This is a genomic window from Thermoproteus uzoniensis 768-20 (assembly GCF_000193375.1).
GTDB classification, from domain to species: Archaea; Thermoproteota; Thermoprotei; order Thermoproteales; family Thermoproteaceae; genus Thermoproteus; species Thermoproteus uzoniensis_A.
Window position 1 is genome coordinate 107,796 of the sequence record NC_015315.1, and the last position, 17,249, is coordinate 125,044.

The window sequence follows — 17,249 nt, forward strand, 5'->3', positions numbered from 1 at the left end:
CCGCGCCTCGTCTACCCAGCGCCTTTCTGCGAGGCCGCCGAGGCGTTGAGGGCACACCTACAGTGGAGGCTTCTTAGATGCGTTCCACGAAATTGACATGTGTTGTAAACGCGCAGTTAACGCAGACGCCTCGCCACGGCTCTGGCCGTGTCGCGCTACAAAGGAGAGAGGAACCATTTGGGACGTAGCCGCGATTCAGCTAGGGGGCTTAGCAAACGACGAGTCGGAGCCAGCGGTATTGAGGCTACGAGCCGCGGCGTAGAGACTACGCGCGCCGCGCCGTCCCTCACCTCCGCAACTTACGAGAATCAGCTGGTCTCGCCGGGCTAGCTACAGCGAGCCGCGGCGCATATCTCTCGGGGGTTTAGCAACACCTCGACGCCCAGCTCAGCCCGGTAGTACTGGAGCACGTAGCGGCCGGGCATCCTCATCCGCTGGAAGCAGAAAGCCGCCTTCTTCTTGGGGCACTCCATGCGCCTCAGACACGCCTTTAGCTGGGCGGCCGCGTCCCCGTCTATGCCGAGCGCCGACTTGCACTCGACAGCCACGCAGTCGCACACGGCGTCGCATATAGGCCCGTCCTCGCCGCCCCTAACCCCGTCTATCTCGTGGTTTTTGTCAAGCGGCACGCAACGCATCTCTAATCCGCGCAAGGGCTTTGCTCAGCTCCTCCATCACCTTGAGCTGTAGCTCGTCCATATCCACTTCGCCCCCCGACAGGTCCACCTCCTCCACGTAGGCGTCGCCGACTGCCCTAAGCCTGAAGCGGTACATCCTCACCTCCGGCCTTCCGCCGGCCAGCTCCACCCCCAGCTCTCCGGGGTCTGGATGAGACGCGAGGGCCGCAACCCACGCCGCGAGCAAGTCGCTGTGGGTCGTGACCAGGAAGCCGCGGCCTCCCGACGCCTGTCCGTAGATAAACTTGGCCAGCTCGAACACGGCGTCGTCGTGGAGATGCGCCTCGGGCTCCTCCAGCACCAAATTCTGGCAACCTCCCCGCCTTCCTAAGTCCACCAGGGACTCCACCATTGAGGATACGTGTCTATAGGCATTGCCCCCCTCGTAGACCGCGTCGCCCATCAAGACTATGTCGAAAGTCTTGGTGATCCACCGCAACGCCTCTGGGTAAATCCTCTGGCACCTACCCAGCGTCCTCCAGGAGTAGAGGTACGGCGTGTAGTCGAAATCCCCGCGGGCGGACACGCGCAACGTGTCTCGGGTCGTCTTCTCCGCCTTCTCGAACATATCTCCCTTTACAGAGAAATTCGCCACGTTGTCGATGGTAACTACGAGCGAGGCGTCGCCGTATTTTATAGAGATCACGGCCTCCCTCTCCCCCCTCCTCACCGGTATGCTGAAGACCTCCCCCTGAAATTTTTCGTTAAAGAGCTGGGCCAAGCTCTTGGGCTTTGCGTATCTGCCCAGCCTCTCCTCTGCATATAGTCTGGCGTATTCCCGCTGGGCTTCTGCAAACGCGGTGGTCACCGCCGAGATTGCGTTGGCGAGGATGCTCTTCCCCGACCTGTTTACGCCGATGAAGAGGGTTATGGGGCTGAGCTTTACGGCGGCCTCGCTAAGCGGGCCCAAGTTGCGGACGTACACCTCCACACGCTGAAGAGAGTCTCTATTTAAAGCTCTAGTGCCGGGCCGGAGCTACGGCGAGCTGTCCGCCGGGGCCGTGGCGGGGGACGAGACGGAGCACCCCACGAAAAACTAGCCGAGCCTCCACGCGAGCCGTCACACGTTTATAAAGAGTTGCGGTATATAGAACGTGGGGCTCACCCCCGAGGAGAAGCGGAGGTTCTTGAGGGCGTTGGAGGAGGACGAGGAGTTTAGGCTGGCGGTGGCTGGGGCCGTTGGGCTCGGGGAGGTGTTGAAAGAGCTTAGAAACCTCCGCCGGGACTCCGAGAGGAGGTGGAGGCGGTGGTACAAGACATGGCAGAAATTCCTCGAAGAAAACGAAAAACGGTGGCAGGAAAACGAGAGGAGATGGCTTGAGAATGAGAGGAGGTGGCAGGAGTGGTATGAAACATGGCGGAAATTCCTAGAAGAGAATGAAAAGAGGCGGCAAGAGAACGAGAGGCGGTGGAGAGAGAATGAGGAGAGGTGGGAGAGGGCGTTTAGGGAGTTTAAGTGGATTAGGTCGGCGATGGAGCAGTTGCAGGAGGCGCTGGGGGTATCGCTGGAGTTCTACACCGCCCAGTGGATTAGGGAGTGGCTCTCCGCCAAGGGGTACCGCTGCAGGCCCACGGTGCACGCCTCCCTCCTCATCGACGGGGTCAAGGAGGTAGACGTGTTCTGCCCGGACCCGCCCGTCGTGGCCGAGGTCAAGGCCGCCGTGCCCACCGTGAAGGCCGCCGAGGAGGCTCTGGCCCAGCTGAAGACTGCCGTTGAGGCCGCGGAGAGGTTCCTGAAGAAGAGGATATACGCCGCCGTCCTCGCCGTCGAGTCCGCGCCGGAGGAGGTGGCCGAGCACCTACGCCGCCGCGCCGAGGAGGCAGGCTACATCCTCATCCTAGGGCGGGGCCATTGACGAGCACAGTGGAGGCGCTCCCTCCGACGTCGCCAGCCCGCCGGTAGAACAGCGCCGGCTCGCCTCGGCGCGGGCCGACAGCCCTCGCCCAGCTGGATGTAGACGGGTCTGAGGCCGCAGCTGACTTTCGCAATCCTTATGTCGGCCGCCCCCAGACTCTAGCTCCCTAGCCGCGGCCGCCTCCACGTGGGCTCCACAGGCGAGGCTGAGTAGAGAAGCCTCACGGCGGCGTTGAGACGCCTGGCGGGCCGGTCGCGGCGGATGCGGGCACCCCGAGGCGGTCAGCCAGAGACCCAACCCAGGTGGCCGCCTCCCTCGCGAGAGAGGCGGCAGACGCGACGACCCCCTAGGCCTCGCCTCTAGAAACGCCGCAGACCCTCGTCAACAAGTCCCTGTCTGCGGCCAGCCTCTCCGCCAGGCGGCAGATGAGGAGAGCCGCCGTTCTGTCATCCGGCACATCGGAGAAGAAGCCCTCGGGATCCGGCCCGTTGTATTGGTAGCGGTGGAGGTCCAAGGCCAGCGCCGTGAGCTCCACCGCGTCCCCGCCCACCACGCCAGAAAGCCTCAACATCTGAGCCGTGGGCACCAGGGCGATCACCACGTCCACGTCCTCCACCTCTACCTCCTCCTCCCCAACCCTAACCCTCCTCGACCCCGGGTACAGACCCCTCAACACATCCCTCTTCTCAGCCAGACGAGCGGCGAGGTAGGCCTTCCAGGCTTGAAAAGCCTTGCCGGCGGCGTTTCGAATAAGGCCATCCTCAAGAAACTCCAGCGCCAGCCGCGCCTCCACCTGCGCCTCCCGCAACCTAGCCTCCCGGTACCTCTCCAAATCCCTCCACGGCTTACTCAACACTGGAAACTCCACACACCCACCAACCCAGCGGCCTAAAAAACTTACCACCTCCACCACACGGCCGTGAAAAAACTAGAGACGGAGCGCCTAGGCGCCGCCGCCCCCGGAGGCACACCCCGCCGGCGCCGATGCGCCACACCAGCCATTGGGAAAAGCCCATACTCCCCGACCCTCGGAGGCGCGCGGCCTCCGCATCCCCACGCGAGTGCCCCGCCTGGAGAGATCCCCCAGCCAGCCGTTGAGCCGCCCTCAGCCCCTGTTCATGAGCCGCCCAGCCCCACGCAGGGGGTGCCAGCCACCACAAGCGGAGAAGAGGGAAATTTCGACTGCCGGAGTTCTCCGCCGCCGCGCACCAACGCAACGCAGTCGACCCGAGAATTGAAAACAGCACCATTCAGCATCCAGCCCCAAGCGCTGTCTAGACCTGGCGAATGGAAGGAGGGGCTGGATTCTAGAACCTAATCGCCCACGAGTCGGCACCCCCTCCCCCGCTCGGCGCCCATCGCGGCGGCCTGCAACTCCGCCACTCCGGACCACGACAGAGACAGACGGCGCTGTCCAGCCAGTCGGCGGGATCCGCAACGCGGTACGACGGCTACAGCGGCTTTGCGCCGCACCGCCGCTTCGGCAGGCCCCTAGCCACCGCGCCCTTAAAACCCCACATCGGGCAACACGGGAGGCTCTTCGCCACGAGGAGATCTACGCTAGAGCCCCGAACATAGACACTACAGACTACGCACAGACCACACGCCGCGGGACCCAAACCCTCCCCAACGGAGAAAGGCGCGATCCGGCGAAATCGCCAATTCGTCCTCAACAAGATCCACACTTCCCCAGTAGATGGGACATACGTCGTGTATACGCCTGTCGTCGCTAGGTCTTTAGGCTTGTCGTCTGCGTGGCTTGGTGAGGTAGAATTAAAATAGCTACGCATCCCCATATGTCGTGTCTTTGTGGGTTAGGAACGTGCATAGGGAGTTGGTCAGCAACGCTGTGGTGTACGAGCCGGTTGAGGTGAGGCGGGTGCGGTATTACTACGACTCGGGCGTAGAGGTCGTCTCGATTAGGTTGAGGGACGGGGAGCCTAAGTACGTCATCGAGGGGAGTGGAAATTTTGTAATTTTTGCAGATGACTTGGGTGTGTGGTCTGTTGATCTCGAGGTTAAGAAGTGGGGCGGGGAGTACGGCGAGGTGGTGAGAAGGATGAAGATGGCCGGGTTCGAGATATGGTGACGCCTCTGGAGGTTGAGGTGGTGGAGGAGCAGGCAGGCGAAATAGACGCCGAGGGTCTGCTCATCACGTATAGGATCGCCGGCGTGAAGATCGCAAAGGTCGGCGAGGGGTATGCGGTGAGCGTCGCCACAGAGGTGGCGGCTAGGTCTAAGGAGGGGCCGGCCCTCCCGGCCGGCGTGTGTATGGGGGGCGGCGTCCCGTACAAGCCTCTCAAGTTTAGAGTCGTTAGACTAGCCCGTGCCGTGGTTAAGGCCGAGGGGAGGGTCTTTGACATATATGTAGAGCCGCTGGCCGTCGCGGCCGCCGAGGGCTTCGTGACGCCTCTGGGCGAGCCCTGCGTGGCCATATCCACAGCCGCTGGTTGGAACATTAGGGGGTAATGGGATGCGGAGTGGAGTTTTCGAGGCATGCGTTAGAGAAGCACAGACTCGACGTGGCGAAATACGCCGGGCTGGAGCTTCTGGAGGCTGTGGCTTCGAACATAGATGCTATCTTCCGCCGCGGAGAGCCGGACGTCGTTCCAGATAGGCTTATCGGCTTGGAGCTTGAAAGGAGGAGGACGGTGGTTAAGTACAGATGTAAGACCCTGCGCGTCGTGGTGGCGAAGACGCAACGTTGCTACTTAATCGTGACCGTGTTCCCAGATCCGGGGAGTGCTCCCCATTTCGTTGTGGAGGGCTAAATCCTAGTCCAGTCTCGCGAGGCCTATTGTGGACCCCCTGATGCCGCCTCTCGTGTCGCCGGATGCGTAGCGGGTTATCCAGATCGGCGCTCTATCTCTAAGGGCTCGGCCGTACGCCTCAACTATGCGGTCTAGCTCCTCGGCCATGCCGCGTTTAGGGCCTCCAGCGCGGCCGCCGCCCTCACCGCTATGTCGATGAGCGCTTGGGCCTGGACTTGGAGCAGATAGACCGCCGAGAGGTATTTGTAGACGTCGCCCAGATCGCCGGCGTCGATGCCGTCCAGCAACGACGTGTAGTGCAGGAGCAGCTTCAGTATGCGCTCTAACGCCGCCATTTTCCGGTCACAGCCTCTATCTGCGTCCGCAGGAGGTCGAGCTTCTCGGAGTCGATCATGAAGTCGAAGCAGGGGTACAGAAGCCTCGCCTTGATCTCGAGGAACTCGTCCAGATCCCTGAAGTATATCGCCTTGCCTCTGCCCAACACGTCTATCACCAGAGAGCACGGGAGCCTCTCGTAGTGGTTCAAGACGACTAGGTCCACGCCGTCCTCCCCAACCCCCAGAAACCTCGCCAGATCCTGCAGGAGGTCCAAATCCCTATCCACGTCCTCCAGCCAGACGCCGATGTCCCAATCCCCCTTCACAGCCCTACCCCACGCCCTGGAGCCGAACAGCACTGAGAAAACCACGCCGTACCTCGCCCACGGGAAGGAGCGCAGGACCTCGACGCCCACGCCACCAACGTGGCTGAGGTTTAATAATGTGGCCGCCGTCGGAATAGGCCGGTGCGGTATATGTCCGGAAGCCCAGCGGGGATCGGGGCCGGGCATCCGCGGGCTCGGACCTGCGGGGGTCTGAGCCGAAGGCCGCGGCCGAGGGACGCGAGTCGTCGAAAACGGCAGATCCACACGCCACACCGGCCAAGCGCCGAGCTCTCTGCATAGAGGCGGAGGACGTGGAGGGCTGTTGCTCGCGGCGACTGGCGGCGGGAGCGGTTAGTATCTGTACACGAGCACTCCTTTTCCTTTTGCGTATTTCTCTACGTCGTCTCCTATCCTGACGCCGGCGAGGATAGCCACTGCCGGCTTGCCGTAAGCCCCGCGGGCGGCCTCCGCCTTCCTAGCCACTGCGTCTACATCCCTCCTCCTCGGCCTCGTCTTAACCTCCACCACGTACACCGACCTATCCGTCTCCACGAGGAGATCGACGTCTAGGCCGTCCACGCGGGCGTTGCGGCGCCGGGCCAGCACCCTCTCTCCGCGCCCCTCTACCTCAAGCCTTAAATCCTCCCACACGTAGCGAGAGAGAGTTGCCTCGGTTAGGGAGCCCACACTATCCTCGAGCGCGGACACGCGCTTATTTAGCTGTGTGAACCCGGCCTTGGTGTAGTCTGCCAGCGCCTTTAAAGCCTCGGCGACTGCCTTCATCTCCTCGCTACGGGCCTCCGCGAGGGCCTTCTTGACGGCCCTCTCCACAACCTCCTCAAGCGTCTTGAGATCCACGGACACGGAAATCGACGGCGCTATTTCTTAAAAACTTTTAGAAGTGCCCGCGCCTCCGCATGGGCCCCCCGCGCGCCTCTATGCAAAAGCCGCCCGCGGCGCGGACGGGCGCGTCCCGGAGCGTGCGGCCTCGGTTTTCGGCTCCCTCGCCTGCGTACTCCGGGCCGCCGAGAGGCCGGGAAGGGGGCCGCCTCTCCTGTCAGCTCTGTGGGGCCGCGGCGCCCGCGCAACGTTTATATTTATTGCCCCCAAATTGTATATGGCCAGGGTCTGGCTGATAGCCATCGCCGTCTTGGTCGTCGCCGCCTTGCTTGCGTTGCTCTACCTCCCCGCGTCTCTCCGCCAGTCTGCGCCCAGCGCCGCGACCGCAACAACCCCGCCTTCGGCCGCCTCCACCACGTCGACAGCCGCATCTGTCCAGACCTCCGCCGGGCAGACGTCGACGGAGTCCGCGACGGGGAGCTCCGCCGGGCAGACCTCCGCTAGCCCGCCGCCGAGCGCCTCCACAACTACCCAGACGGCCTCCTCCGCGACGTCGTCGGTCGCCCAGACCTCGGCCGTGCGTACCTCGACGGGCCCGCCGGCCCGGCCGCCTCTCTTCAACGGTAGCTACTTCGAGGCGAACTACACCGTGTCCATGAACGTCACCATGGGCTCTATCTCGGTGAGGCTTTGGGGGTGGCTTCTCCAGGGGGTGGGGCCTCTGGGCAACTACAGCATCTTTAACTTGACCGCGGTATTGCCGGGACGTGGCCCGGTGTCGGTGTCGTACACGGCCGTGGCCAAGGGGAACCTCACCTACATTGTGGCTTGTTCCGGGGGGCGTTGCGTTGGGAGGACTGCGCCTGTCAACGAGACGGAGCCGTTCTCGGGCCTGTTTAGGGGAGCCGTGCGGGCGTCGGGGAACTGCACCTACCTCAACTACACGGGGGTTGAGCTCCGCGGCGCGGGCAACGCGAGCGCCGGCTCTATTCCCGGCCTGGCCGGCCTCCTGAACGGGACGGGGAACTACACCGAGGAGATCTGCGAGGCCTACGGCGTGCCTCTGTCAGCGTACGTCGACTTGCGGATGGGGCTGAGCCTCTACAACGAGACCGTCGCCGTCGACGTGGCGCTCAGACTCTCCGCCGTGAGGGTCGGCCCCTACAGCCCCGAGCGGTATAGGCAGTTGCTGGAGGAGGCCGAGGCGGCCGTCGCCAAGTCGAGCGGGGGGTACTGACGCGGAGCCGGCGACGCGCAGAGCCAGCCGGCGGCAGGCCTTCTGCTGGACGCGCCCGTCGCGTTTATATTTACCTTTTGGGTGTTCTGAGTGCGGATAGACCCGTCGCTGTGTATTAGGTGTAGGGGGACCAAGATGCTCTGCGGCCTGCCCTACTGTCCGGTCTTGGTCAGGGCGAGGGTTAGGCAGTACGTGGAGGCCGTCGCCGGCAGGTCTTCGGTGGCGGGCTCCTCTCCGCCGAGCGTCTTCGTGGGGAGGGTCGGGTGGCCCCGCGTGAGGGTCTACCCCTCGGTGCCTCCCGTGGAGGGGGACACGTCTAGGCTTGAGGATCCCAGGGCGTGGCTGGAGATGAGCATCGAGGAGTTCTTGGCCTCCCGCCTGATCTTGGCGCGCGGTTCGGTGGAGGTCGACGTGGGCTCCGCGAGGAGCCCCAGCCGCCTTCTCCAAGACGTGCAGCTCCTCTCCCTGTCGCCGCGGCCGGCGGAGGTCGAGCTGGAGCTCAAAAGGCCTCTGAGGCCCGAGCCTGTCCTGGACGAGCACGCGCCTCCCTTCGGCCCAGCCTCCCCTCTGCGCTCCCTCCGCCTCGGCTCGCTCCCGCCTCCCGAGAGGGCCGTGGAGAGGGCCTACAACGACCTCGACTACCCCGCGGGCGAGGCTGTGTGGGACCTCTACAGGTCGGGGATCGACGTGCACCGGATATCGAGGATGCTGAGCGTGGGGGCTCTCGGCGTGGGCCGCCGGAGGAGGCTGGTGCCGACCCGCTGGAGCATCACGGCGGTGGACAAACAGCTGTCCGACCGCCTGCTGGCCGAGGTTAGGAGGATGCCGGTCCTCGACCGCTATCTGGTCTACGTGAGGAGGACGCGCGGCAACGCCTTCGTGGGGCTCCTGGCGCCTAGGGGATTCATGTACGAGTGGGGCGAGGCTTGGTGGCCCGGCACTACTTGGAACTACTTCGGGGGCTCGCCGGAGGTCGAGGTGGACTGGGAGGGCCCCCAAGGGAGGACGACCTATCCGTCTATCGGCGGCTGCTACTACGCGGCGAGGCTGGCGGCGGCCGAGGCCCTGCGCGCCATGGGGAGGCAGGCGGCGGTGGTGTTGTGGCGCGAGATCTACCCCGGCTTCGACCTGCCCGTGGGGGTCTGGTTCGTGCGGGAGAACGTGAGGGCTCTATTCAGGGAGCGGCCCGAGAAGTTCGACGACCTCGGGGAGGCCTTGGCCTACATGGCCTCGCACCTCCGCCTGCCGCTCGACGTCTGGTACTCCAAGTCCCGCCTCGTGAAGATACTCAAGACGGCCCTCTAAGCTTTAAAACCCATTACGCCATTTGTCGAGTGGATCTCAAGGGGATTACGCTCGTCTACGGCAGGCCTGGGACCGGCAAGACGACCTTCGCGGCGCATATAGCGGCCGAGAGGCTGAGGCGCGGGGAGAGGGTCCTCTGGGTGTCTTTCTACGAGGACAAGGACACGTTGGTCAAGAACGCGGCGGCTCTCGGCTACGACTTGAGCAAGGCCCATATATGGGACGCCGTCTTGGTCAAGGCGGAGGACGTCTTCAACTACGTCGTTGCGCTCGCCACAGAGGAGGGGCCCTCTCTCCTCGTGATGGACTCCATCAGCCAACTGCAGGGCCTCGACGTGAGGGGCCACCTCACCAACGTCATGTACAGAGCCCTCAGACCCACCGGCGTCGACATACTGCTGACGGCCGAGGAGGAGGGGGCGGACCCGCTCAGCTATATAGCCGACAACATAATCCACCTCGTCAGGAAGGTCTCCGAGCGGGGCATCCCGACCCGCTACATGGATTTCGAGAAGATGAGGGGGAGGCCGGCCGGCTTCATCAAGGCCTTCGAGATCGTCGAGGGCGTCGGCCTAGTCCTTCTGGACGAGCTCAAGCCGGCTAGGAGGAGGGCCGGCCAGCCGCTGGCCACCGACACCTGCATCGACACGCTGCTCGGGCCTCTGGAGCCGGGCTCCGTGACTGTCTTCGTCGCGCCGGCCACCACGTCCTATTTGAAGTTCTTGGCGAGGACTGCGGCGAACATATCCAAGCGCGGCGCGACAGTCCTCTTCGCGGCCAGAGGCGTCGATCCCCTCCGCTTCCACGCATACGTCGAGAGGCTGGGCGGGAAGGTCGTGGCGAAGAGGGTGGAGGTTAGGCCGGATAAGTACTGGTGGCTGACCTACGGCCTCTATAGGGCTATCGAGGAGGTGCGGCCCGACGTCCTCATCACCGACTGGCTCGACGTGGAGTTCTCCCTGCTCGGCCGAGACCTCGCCTTGGAGACCTTCAGGAGGAACTCGGCCCTTCTTAGGGACGCGGGCATACCGCTGATAGTCTCGGTGTCGGAGGAGAGGGGGCTTTCGGCCTACGCCGACAACGCCGCGGTGTTCTACGAGGAGGGCGGCGCCCTCTACGCCCGGCCTCTGAAGGTGTCGAGCTTCGAGGCGTCGGCGGATAGGTGTAGGGCGGAGCCTCCGTGAGAGTCGTCGAGATAAGGACGTCGCGGGGCCTGGCCAGGTCGGGCCTCCCCGAGTACGACTACGCCCTAAACCCCTACCTCGGCTGCCTCCACGGGTGCCGGTACTGCTACGCGAGGGACTTCACCAGGGGGGAGCCCGGCGATCTCTGGGGGGAGGTCGTCTACGTGAAGGTGAACCTCCCCGAGGTGTTGGCCCGCGAGGTCAATGCCTTAAGGCCGGGCGTCGTCGGAATATCCACCGTGACGGATCCCTACCAGCCGGTCGAGGCCAAGTACAGGCTGACGCGCCGGTCCCTCGAGATACTGCTCCCGGCTGGCTTCAAGGCGTCTATACAGACCAAGTCGACCTACGTCCTCAAGGACATGGACCTCCTGTTCGTCTACAGAGATAGGGTCGACGTCGGCGTGACCATCACCACCTTCCGCGAAGACGTCGCCCGCCTGTTGGAGCCCGGGGCGCCTCCGCCTAGGGCTAGGGCGCGCGCCCTCCACATGTTGTCGGAGCTCGGCGTCAGGACCTGGATATTTCTAGGCCCCTTAATGCCCGGCGTCAACGACGGCGAGGGGGACTACGGGCCTATCCTCGACGTGGCGAGGAAGACGGGGAGCGAGGTGACTCTGGACAGATATAGGCCGCGGCCCGGGGCCGACTCCATGCTGGCCGCAGTCGGGGTCGAGGCGAGGCCGGGCCGAGGCTGGTGGGCCGAGAAGTCCCGCGAGATCAAGGCCAAATGCGCCGAGCTCGGCGTTGTCTGCAGAACGGCCGAGGAGGAGTGGAGGGCGGCTAGGGAGGCGAGGCGGGGGCGGGGCCTCGACGAGTTCCTATAGCCTCCTCTCGGGCCACCTCAAGGCGAACTGGAGCTGTGCGAGGGAGCCCAGCACGAGGTCCGGCCTCTGCTCCGGCGACCTCGGCTCGCTCTGCCTCCCTCTGCGGATTATGACGGTGTACATCCCCGCCTCCCTCGCGCCGGGGACGTCGGCGTATGCCTTATCCCCCACGTACACGGCCTGCCAGGGCCCGACCCCCAGCTTGGCCATGGCGAAGCTGAACGGCGTGGCGCTGGGCTTTGTGAAGCCCGTGTCCTCCCCCGCCACGACGACCACGTCGAAGAGCTCTAGAGGGACTCCGCTCCTCCTCAGCCTCTCCCTCTTGAGCCCCGGCACGCCGTCGGTGTCCGTCACTATGCCCAGCTTCACTCTGCCCTTGAGGAAGTGGAGGAGGACCAGCGCGTCCTTGAAGGGACGCGAGGCCCGCAAGTATTCGGAGAAGTACATATCGGTGAGGGACGCGCCTATCTCCTCGTCGTAGAGCAGGCCGAGCCTCTTGAAGAGCTCCCGCCATCTCTCCTCCCGAGAGTATATCTGCCTCTCGTCCATCTCCTCGTCTATCTGGGCTATGAGGTCGGCCGTCTTGTGGAGCCTGACGCCGTACCTCTCGGTCAAGAACTTGGCGACTGCGAACTGCGCCCTCTTCTTGGCGTCGGAGTCGTCGACCAGCGTGCCGTCGAAGTCGAACAACACGGCCTTGATCACGGGGGATCCGCCACCGCGGAATAAAAAAGTTGGCCGCCGGCCGGCGGTGATACGTACTACCGCCTGCGGCGCGCCGCATCAAGACTTATATATGCTCTTATCTTCTTACTTTGTGGAGAAGATACGTACAAGTATATATATCGACGCGTCTGTCTGGCGCCGTCTGAAGGAGGAGGCGGTGAGGGAGGGCTTGGACACCTCGGAGCTCCTCGAGAGGATACTGAGGGAGTACTTCGGCGAGGTGCAGGAGGCCGGGGAGGAGCTCGACTTCGAGCCTGTGGATCTGGGGGTGAAGGCGTCGAAGGTGGTTCGCGAGATGAGGGATGAGGCTGTGTCTAGACACCAGCGCGCTCGTTAAGAGGTACGTGAAGGAGGAGGGCTCCGACGCGGTCAGGAGGTATTTCGTGGCGGCTTACGGCGGCGAGGCGACGCTAGTCCTGAACGCGTTCAACATAGGGGAGGCTCTTTCGGCTCTGCACAAGGCGGTCCGGAGGGCGGGCGCGCCGGAGCTATACCCGAGGCTCAAGAACAGGCTTTTGGGAGACGTCAAGAGGCTTACGAGGATAGGCTCCATGAAGGTAATTCCGCTGACCGTCTCGGCCGTGTTGGCCTCGGCGCCTTACGTGGAGCGCCACGGCCTCTACATAGCCGACGCCTTGCAGATAGCCACGGCGAAGGCGACCGCCTCGACGTTGGCGACAGGCGACGCCAAGCTGTGCGACGCGGCGAGGGCCGAGGGCCTCGACTGCGTGCTGGTCTGAGCTCGGTATACAGAGTGCCTTTTTAACGGCCGTCTATCTAGGTGACATGTCGAACGATTGGGAGGCCAGGCTGGAGCCGCTGAGGAGGCGGACTTTTCTGGCCCTCGCGGCGTCCTTTAGGAATATCAAGAGGCTTCGGTGGGAGGCCGACGGGTCCCTCCAGGTGGAGGCCGGAGAGGGGGCCCTCCTCTTCTTCAAGGACAGGAAGGGCTCCGCGCTCGTGTTGCTGGACGGCAAGCCGTATTTCGGCCTCGACAACGCCCACCTCTACGCCCCGCTCCCCCCGGGCAGACACAGAGTCGAGCTGAGGATGACGCCGTACGCCGACTTCGGCCAGAGGGTGGGCGCGAATCCCGGCGCGCCTATCTACGCCGAGAGGGACGAGGAGGGGTTCAGGCTCTGGGCCTACGCAACCACCGCGTTGGAGCTGGCGGAGGCCCTCGGCCCCGGGAAGCAGGCGGAGGAGATACTCGACGTCGTGGACTCAGCCTTGAGGGGGCTGTTCCTCGGCGTGACGCCCGACCAGATAGAGGTGGCTCTGTTCTTCGACAAGCGGTACTCCTACCTCCTGGACTATCTGCCGGAGGGCTTCTCGCCCGAGGCGGCTGGGCTTAGGGAGACCAGGCCCGACTTCGGGAGAGCTCTCAAGGCCCTCCGGGAGGGGCTGGCCGAGTTGAGGAGGCGCTACGGCAAGAGCGGCGTCCTGGCGGCGTTCGGGCACGCCCATATAGACGCGGCGTGGCTTTGGAACTTCGACGAGACGAGGAGGAAGGTCGAGAGGACCTTCTCGACGGTCCTGACCTTGATGTCGAGGCGGAGGTTCCGCTTCCTGCAGAGCAGCGCGCTCTACTACGAGTGGGCCGAGGAGGCGGGCTTGTTGGGCCCCATAAAGGACGCCGTAGGGGCGGGCCTCTGGGTGCTCGCCGGCGGCTACGTGGAGCCGGACACCAACGTAGTGGCGGGAGAGTCCTTGGCGAGGCATATGCTGTACTCCCAGAGGTACTTCCTCCAGAGGTTCGGCCGCCTCGCCGAGATACTCTGGCTCCCCGACACCTTCGGCTTCTCGGCGCAACTGCCCCAGATAGCCAGGCTGGCGGGCTTCAAGATCTTCGCGACCCACAAGGTGGCGTGGAACGACACCAATAGGTTCCCCTACAACGAGTTCTTCTGGGAGGCGCTCGACGGAACTGCCATACCTGCGGTGGCCTTCGGCTTCGGCAAAGGCGGCTACAACTCGGACTTCACCGCCAAGTCAGTACTGGAGCAGGCCAGGTCCTGGAACGGCGGGGGGCCCATCCTCTACTCCTTCGGGTGGGGGGACGGAGGCGGCGGGCCCACGGAGGAGATGCTGTACAGGGCCGAGGCGGTGGACGAGATGCCGATCCTGCCGTCGGTCCAGCTAGAGGGGCCCTACGAGCCCAAGCCCAAGGCGCGGTGGCGCGGCGAGCTGTACGTAGAGGTACACCGCGGGGTCTACACGTCCCACAGCAAGATGAAGCGGCTACACGCCGAGGCCGAGCGCTGGCTGAGAGAGGCGGAGCTCTGGAGCGCCGTGGCCGGCCTGGACTTCGACGCGAGGCCGTTGTGGAAGGTCGTGTTGAAGGACCAGTTCCACGACGTGCTTCCCGGCAGCGCCATCAACGACGTCTACAAAACCGTCTACGCGGAGCTCGAGGACATAATTGCGAGGGCCAAATCACAGGCGGAGAGGGCGGCCGCGGTCCTCGCGGGCCCCGGCGGCGCGCCTATCGCGTTCAACTCGCTTCCGTGGAGGCGCCTCGAATACGTCCAGGCGCGAGTGGCCGGGTGCCAAGAGGCCGAGGACGGCTGCCTAGCGCCGGTCGAGCTCCCGCCTCTCGGCTACGCCGAGGTCAAGCCGGCAGACGTCGGCGATAGGGCAACCGCCGTCGCGGCCGGCGGGGACTTCGTCCTCGAGAACAAATATCTGAGGGTCGTCGTCGACGGCGCCACCGGGGCGTTCAAGTCCATATTCGACAAGGAGGCCGGCAGAGAGGCGCTGAGGGGCGAGGGGAACATTTTGGTGGCCCACGAGAACATCCCCGTCTGGGACGCCTGGGACGTGGAGCCGCGTTTCGAGGACTCCGGCGTAAGGGCCGCCTTGGAGAAGGCCGAGGTGGTCGAGGCGGGGCCCTATAGGGCGTCGTTGCGCCTCGTCTTCAAGTTCCTCAAGTCGACAGTCGAGGAGAGGGTCAGGGTCTACGCCGGCAAGAGGCGCTTGGAGATAGTCGTGAGGACCTCGTTGCGCGATAGGGAGAGGCTGTTGAAGCTCTGGTTCCACTTCGACCTAAACGCAGACAAGGCGGTCTTCGAAGTGCCTTTCGGCAACGTGGAGAGGCCCACGACGACTAACACCAGCTGGGACGTCGCGAGGTTCGAGGTCCCGTTCCTCCACTGGCTCGACATATCGGAGGCCGACTACGGCGTGGCGGTGTTCTCCGACTCGAAACACGGGGCGACCGTGAGGGGGGCGAGAGTCGGCATAAGCCTGGCCACCACGCCCATATTCCCCGACCCGCTCGCCGACGCCGAGGACAACGAGGCCGTGGTCGTCCTGGAGCCCCACTTGGGCGACTGGCGCGCCGCCTCGATCCCGAGAGAGGCCTACTCCGCCATATACCGCCCGTTCGTCGTCTCGGGGAGGGGCGGCTCGAGGTCTTTCGGAGAGCTACCGCAGGACAACCTCTTGCTCGAGTCCGTCAAGAGGGCCGAGGACGGCGACGGCGTGGTCGTGAGGCTGTACGAGGCCTACAACAAGAGGGGGACCGGCGTCTTGAGGCTCTGGTTCAAGCCGTCGTCCGTCCGCTCCACGGACTTGTTGGAGCTGGGCGACGTGGCCAGGGAGCTGTCCGTCGACGGCGACTCCGTCCGCTTCTCCTACAGGAACTACGAGATAGTAACACTTAAAATCAAGTGATGGGCTGTAGTACAGCCCTCGCCCCGCGAGAGGCCCGAGAGGGCCGCCGTGAGCGGGAGCTCCCTCGCAGCGGCGCATCATGAGGATCAGATTCGACGTCCTCTACACACCCTACGAGGAGCTCCACGACGCGGTTCTGGCCGTCGAGGACGGGCGCGTCGTCGGGATCGGCTCGGGCGGCCCCTTCGATCTGGACTTCAGAGGATACATAGCGGCGCCCGGCCTCGTGGACACCCACACCCACGGATGTTGCGGCGTGGACTTCACCTCCTCGCCAGAGAGGCTGGGGGAGCTGGCCAAGGCGTATTTGAGATACGGCGTCACGTCCATAACGCCGACGACAGTGACGGCGCCCCGCCCCGTCTTGGAGAGGGCGCTAGCGGCCGTGAGAGCCTACGCCGGGGGCGGCGCGAGGGTGTTGGGCGTGCACATGGAGGGGCCCTTCATAAACCCCGCCAGACGGGGCGCGCAGGACGCCAGGCATATCAGGAGGCCGGATCTAGGAGAGGCGGAGGCCTACATATCGACCGGGGTCTTGAGGATAATGACCGTCGCGCCCGAGCTTGAGGGCGGGCTGGAGCTGGTATCGGCACTGGCGAGAGCCGGCGTGGTGCCCAGCGTGGGCCACACCGACGCGGACTACAAGACTGCGAAGGCCGCCGTGATCGCCGGCGCCTCTAGGGCGACCCACATATTCAACGCCATGAGGGGGTTCCACCACAGAGAGCCGGGGCCCGCGCTGGCCCTCCTGGAGTCGGAGCACGTCTACGTCGAGTTCATAGCGGATTTCGTCCACCTGGCGCCGGAGGTCGTGCGGGTCGTGGTCGAGGCGGCGGGGCACCGCGCCGTGGCGGTGACGGACTCGATAGCCGCGGCGGGCCTCGGCGACGGCGTATATAGGCTGGGCGGCGTCGAGGTCCGCGTCGAGGGGCCGAGGGCGTTTCTCGAAGACGGCACGATCGCCGGCAGCGTCATCACGTTGGATCAAGCCGTGAGGAATCTGATAAGCCTAGGCGTAGACCCCAGACGCGCGTTGGCCGCCGCGACGACAGCGCCCGCCAGATCTGTCGGGAGGGGCGATCTGGGCTGTCTAAGGCCGGGATGCGCCGCCGACATAGCGGTGTTCGACAGAGGCTTCAAGCCCGCCGCGTCGCTCGTGGGCGGACAACTCCTCTGGAGTTTAACGTGAGTGTAGCTGAGGTAAAGCCGACAATACTTGATCTCTCTCAATGCTTTACTATTATATCAGCATAGCCTTATTTCCCCATATATCAAGATCCTTTAAACAAAAATAATATAGCTTGTATTTACATAAAATCCTCTTTGTGCTTAAGCAAAAGGTTTTTATAGCCGCATCAATAAGCGGATCGATGTTCGCCGACGAGATATGCGAGGGCATACCGGACGCAAAGGAGCGGGCCAAGTGCAGGGAGAGGGCCGCCAGGACCCTATGGAACTTGCTGGTATCCTGGGGGCGCGCATAAGGAGGCGGCCCTCAGCGCGGTAAA

The 17,249-nt window shown here is 64.2% G+C and carries 20 protein-coding genes; 12 read left to right on the forward strand and 8 right to left on the reverse strand.

Annotated features, from left to right (window positions below; all coding sequences use genetic code 11):
* Window positions 1-326: 326 nt before the first annotated feature.
* Window positions 327-629 carry a hypothetical protein gene (locus tag TUZN_RS00515; protein WP_013678951.1) on the reverse strand — a complete coding sequence of 101 codons (303 nt, stop codon included), beginning with the start codon at window positions 627-629 and terminating at the stop codon, window positions 327-329.
* Entirely contained in the window at window positions 619-1,608 is a 990-nt protein-coding gene (locus tag TUZN_RS00520) for a hypothetical protein (RefSeq protein WP_013678952.1), read from the reverse strand. Before TUZN_RS00520 ends, TUZN_RS00515 begins: the two co-directional genes overlap by 11 nt.
* A 163-nt stretch (window positions 1,609-1,771) precedes the next feature.
* Here TUZN_RS00520 and TUZN_RS00525 point away from each other — a divergent pair, with 163 nt between their 5' ends.
* Complete coding sequence (locus TUZN_RS00525; protein WP_013678953.1) at window positions 1,772-2,533, forward strand: hypothetical protein; 762 nt, start codon at window positions 1,772-1,774, stop codon at window positions 2,531-2,533.
* A gap of 346 nt (window positions 2,534-2,879) precedes the next feature.
* Here TUZN_RS00525 and TUZN_RS00530 read toward each other — a convergent pair whose 3' ends face one another.
* The gene (locus TUZN_RS00530; RefSeq protein ID WP_013678954.1) at window positions 2,880-3,401 is read right to left on the reverse strand and encodes a PaREP1 family protein; all 522 of its coding nucleotides are present in this window, start codon (window positions 3,399-3,401) and stop codon (window positions 2,880-2,882) included.
* A 933-nt stretch (window positions 3,402-4,334) separates the two neighbouring features.
* Here TUZN_RS00530 and TUZN_RS00535 point away from each other — a divergent pair.
* From TUZN_RS00535 to TUZN_RS00545, 3 genes are read left to right on the forward strand one after another with little or no spacing between them, the layout of a single operon-like run.
* Window positions 4,335-4,622, forward strand: a complete 288-nt coding sequence (locus TUZN_RS00535; protein ID WP_052885980.1) for a hypothetical protein — start codon at window positions 4,335-4,337, stop codon at window positions 4,620-4,622.
* A complete protein-coding gene (locus TUZN_RS00540) occupies window positions 4,616-5,002 on the forward strand; it encodes a hypothetical protein (protein ID WP_013678956.1) in 387 nt (128 codons plus the stop codon). The genes TUZN_RS00535 and TUZN_RS00540 overlap by 7 nt, the downstream gene beginning before the upstream one ends.
* Window positions 5,002-5,304: a hypothetical protein gene (locus TUZN_RS00545; protein ID WP_148678537.1), complete on the forward strand. Its 303-nt coding sequence runs from the start codon at window positions 5,002-5,004 to the stop codon at window positions 5,302-5,304. Before TUZN_RS00540 ends, TUZN_RS00545 begins: the two co-directional genes overlap by 1 nt.
* A 3-nt stretch (window positions 5,305-5,307) precedes the next feature.
* On the opposite strand, the gene TUZN_RS11185 is transcribed toward TUZN_RS00545, so the two are convergent.
* The 4 genes from TUZN_RS11185 to TUZN_RS00560 form a co-directional block, all read right to left on the reverse strand.
* The gene (locus tag TUZN_RS11185; RefSeq protein WP_158305062.1) at window positions 5,308-5,451 is read right to left on the reverse strand and encodes a hypothetical protein; all 144 of its coding nucleotides are present in this window, start codon (window positions 5,449-5,451) and stop codon (window positions 5,308-5,310) included.
* Window positions 5,436-5,639, reverse strand: coding sequence for a hypothetical protein (locus tag TUZN_RS00550; protein WP_013678958.1), 204 nt, complete (start codon window positions 5,637-5,639; stop codon window positions 5,436-5,438). Before TUZN_RS00550 ends, TUZN_RS11185 begins: the two co-directional genes overlap by 16 nt.
* On the reverse strand, window positions 5,627-6,037 hold the full coding sequence (locus TUZN_RS00555; RefSeq protein ID WP_013678959.1) for a nucleotidyltransferase domain-containing protein: 411 nt from the start codon (window positions 6,035-6,037) through the stop codon (window positions 5,627-5,629). Before TUZN_RS00555 ends, TUZN_RS00550 begins: the two co-directional genes overlap by 13 nt.
* A gap of 261 nt (window positions 6,038-6,298) precedes the next feature.
* Window positions 6,299-6,811, reverse strand: a complete 513-nt coding sequence (locus TUZN_RS00560) for a hypothetical protein (protein WP_013678960.1) — start codon at window positions 6,809-6,811, stop codon at window positions 6,299-6,301.
* Window positions 6,812-7,064: 253 nt separating this feature from the next.
* Here TUZN_RS00560 and TUZN_RS00565 point away from each other — a divergent pair, with 253 nt between their 5' ends.
* The 4 genes from TUZN_RS00565 (at window position 7,065) to TUZN_RS00580 (ending at window position 11,340) form a co-directional block, all read left to right on the forward strand.
* Complete coding sequence (locus TUZN_RS00565; protein ID WP_052885981.1) at window positions 7,065-8,024, forward strand: hypothetical protein; 960 nt, start codon at window positions 7,065-7,067, stop codon at window positions 8,022-8,024.
* A gap of 90 nt (window positions 8,025-8,114) precedes the next feature.
* Window positions 8,115-9,329, forward strand: a complete 1,215-nt coding sequence (locus tag TUZN_RS00570; RefSeq protein ID WP_013678962.1) for an Nre family DNA repair protein — start codon at window positions 8,115-8,117, stop codon at window positions 9,327-9,329.
* Window positions 9,330-9,358: 29 nt separating this feature from the next.
* Complete coding sequence (locus tag TUZN_RS00575) at window positions 9,359-10,513, forward strand: RAD55 family ATPase (protein ID WP_013678963.1); 1,155 nt, start codon at window positions 9,359-9,361, stop codon at window positions 10,511-10,513.
* Window positions 10,510-11,340 (forward strand): SPL family radical SAM protein, encoded by an 831-nt coding sequence (locus TUZN_RS00580; RefSeq protein WP_013678964.1) that lies wholly within the window; start codon window positions 10,510-10,512, stop codon window positions 11,338-11,340. Before TUZN_RS00575 ends, TUZN_RS00580 begins: the two co-directional genes overlap by 4 nt.
* Here TUZN_RS00580 and TUZN_RS00585 read toward each other — a convergent pair.
* Window positions 11,335-12,045 carry an HAD family hydrolase gene (locus TUZN_RS00585; protein WP_013678965.1) on the reverse strand — a complete coding sequence of 237 codons (711 nt, stop codon included), beginning with the start codon at window positions 12,043-12,045 and terminating at the stop codon, window positions 11,335-11,337. The two genes, TUZN_RS00580 and TUZN_RS00585, sit on opposite strands and share 6 nt — an antisense overlap.
* 112 nt (window positions 12,046-12,157) lie before the next feature.
* Here TUZN_RS00585 and TUZN_RS00590 point away from each other — a divergent pair, with 112 nt between their 5' ends.
* The 4 genes from TUZN_RS00590 to nagA all read left to right on the forward strand — a co-directional run bounded on the left by TUZN_RS00590 (window position 12,158) and on the right by nagA (window position 16,930).
* Window positions 12,158-12,403, forward strand: coding sequence for a ribbon-helix-helix domain-containing protein (locus TUZN_RS00590; RefSeq protein ID WP_013678966.1), 246 nt, complete (start codon window positions 12,158-12,160; stop codon window positions 12,401-12,403).
* Window positions 12,369-12,806: a type II toxin-antitoxin system VapC family toxin gene (locus TUZN_RS00595; protein ID WP_013678967.1), complete on the forward strand. Its 438-nt coding sequence runs from the start codon at window positions 12,369-12,371 to the stop codon at window positions 12,804-12,806. Before TUZN_RS00590 ends, TUZN_RS00595 begins: the two co-directional genes overlap by 35 nt.
* Window positions 12,807-12,852: 46 nt before the next feature.
* A complete protein-coding gene (locus TUZN_RS00600) occupies window positions 12,853-15,741 on the forward strand; it encodes an alpha-mannosidase (RefSeq protein WP_013678968.1) in 2,889 nt (962 codons plus the stop codon).
* Between the two features lie 79 nt (window positions 15,742-15,820).
* Entirely contained in the window at window positions 15,821-16,930 is a 1,110-nt protein-coding gene (gene nagA / locus TUZN_RS00605; protein ID WP_013678969.1) for an N-acetylglucosamine-6-phosphate deacetylase, read from the forward strand.
* The last annotated feature ends 319 nt before the right edge of the window (window positions 16,931-17,249 follow it).

Bases quoted from the DNA above. Each gene is read 5' to 3' on its own strand.
- TUZN_RS00540 (WP_013678956.1), top strand. From the start codon at position 4,616: ATGGTGACGCCTCTGGAGGTTGAGGTGGTGGAGGAGCAGGCAGGCGAA.
- TUZN_RS00545 (WP_148678537.1), top strand. From the start codon at position 5,002: ATGGGATGCGGAGTGGAGTTTTCGAGGCATGCGTTAGAGAAGCACAGA.
- TUZN_RS11185 (WP_158305062.1), bottom strand. From the start codon at position 5,451: ATGGCCGAGGAGCTAGACCGCATAGTTGAGGCGTACGGCCGAGCCCTT.
- TUZN_RS00550 (WP_013678958.1), bottom strand. From the start codon at position 5,639: ATGGCGGCGTTAGAGCGCATACTGAAGCTGCTCCTGCACTACACGTCG.
- TUZN_RS00565 (WP_052885981.1), top strand. From the start codon at position 7,065: ATGGCCAGGGTCTGGCTGATAGCCATCGCCGTCTTGGTCGTCGCCGCC.
- TUZN_RS00595 (WP_013678967.1), top strand. From the start codon at position 12,369: ATGAGGCTGTGTCTAGACACCAGCGCGCTCGTTAAGAGGTACGTGAAG.
- TUZN_RS00600 (WP_013678968.1), top strand. From the start codon at position 12,853: ATGTCGAACGATTGGGAGGCCAGGCTGGAGCCGCTGAGGAGGCGGACT.
- nagA (WP_013678969.1), top strand. From the start codon at position 15,821: ATGAGGATCAGATTCGACGTCCTCTACACACCCTACGAGGAGCTCCAC.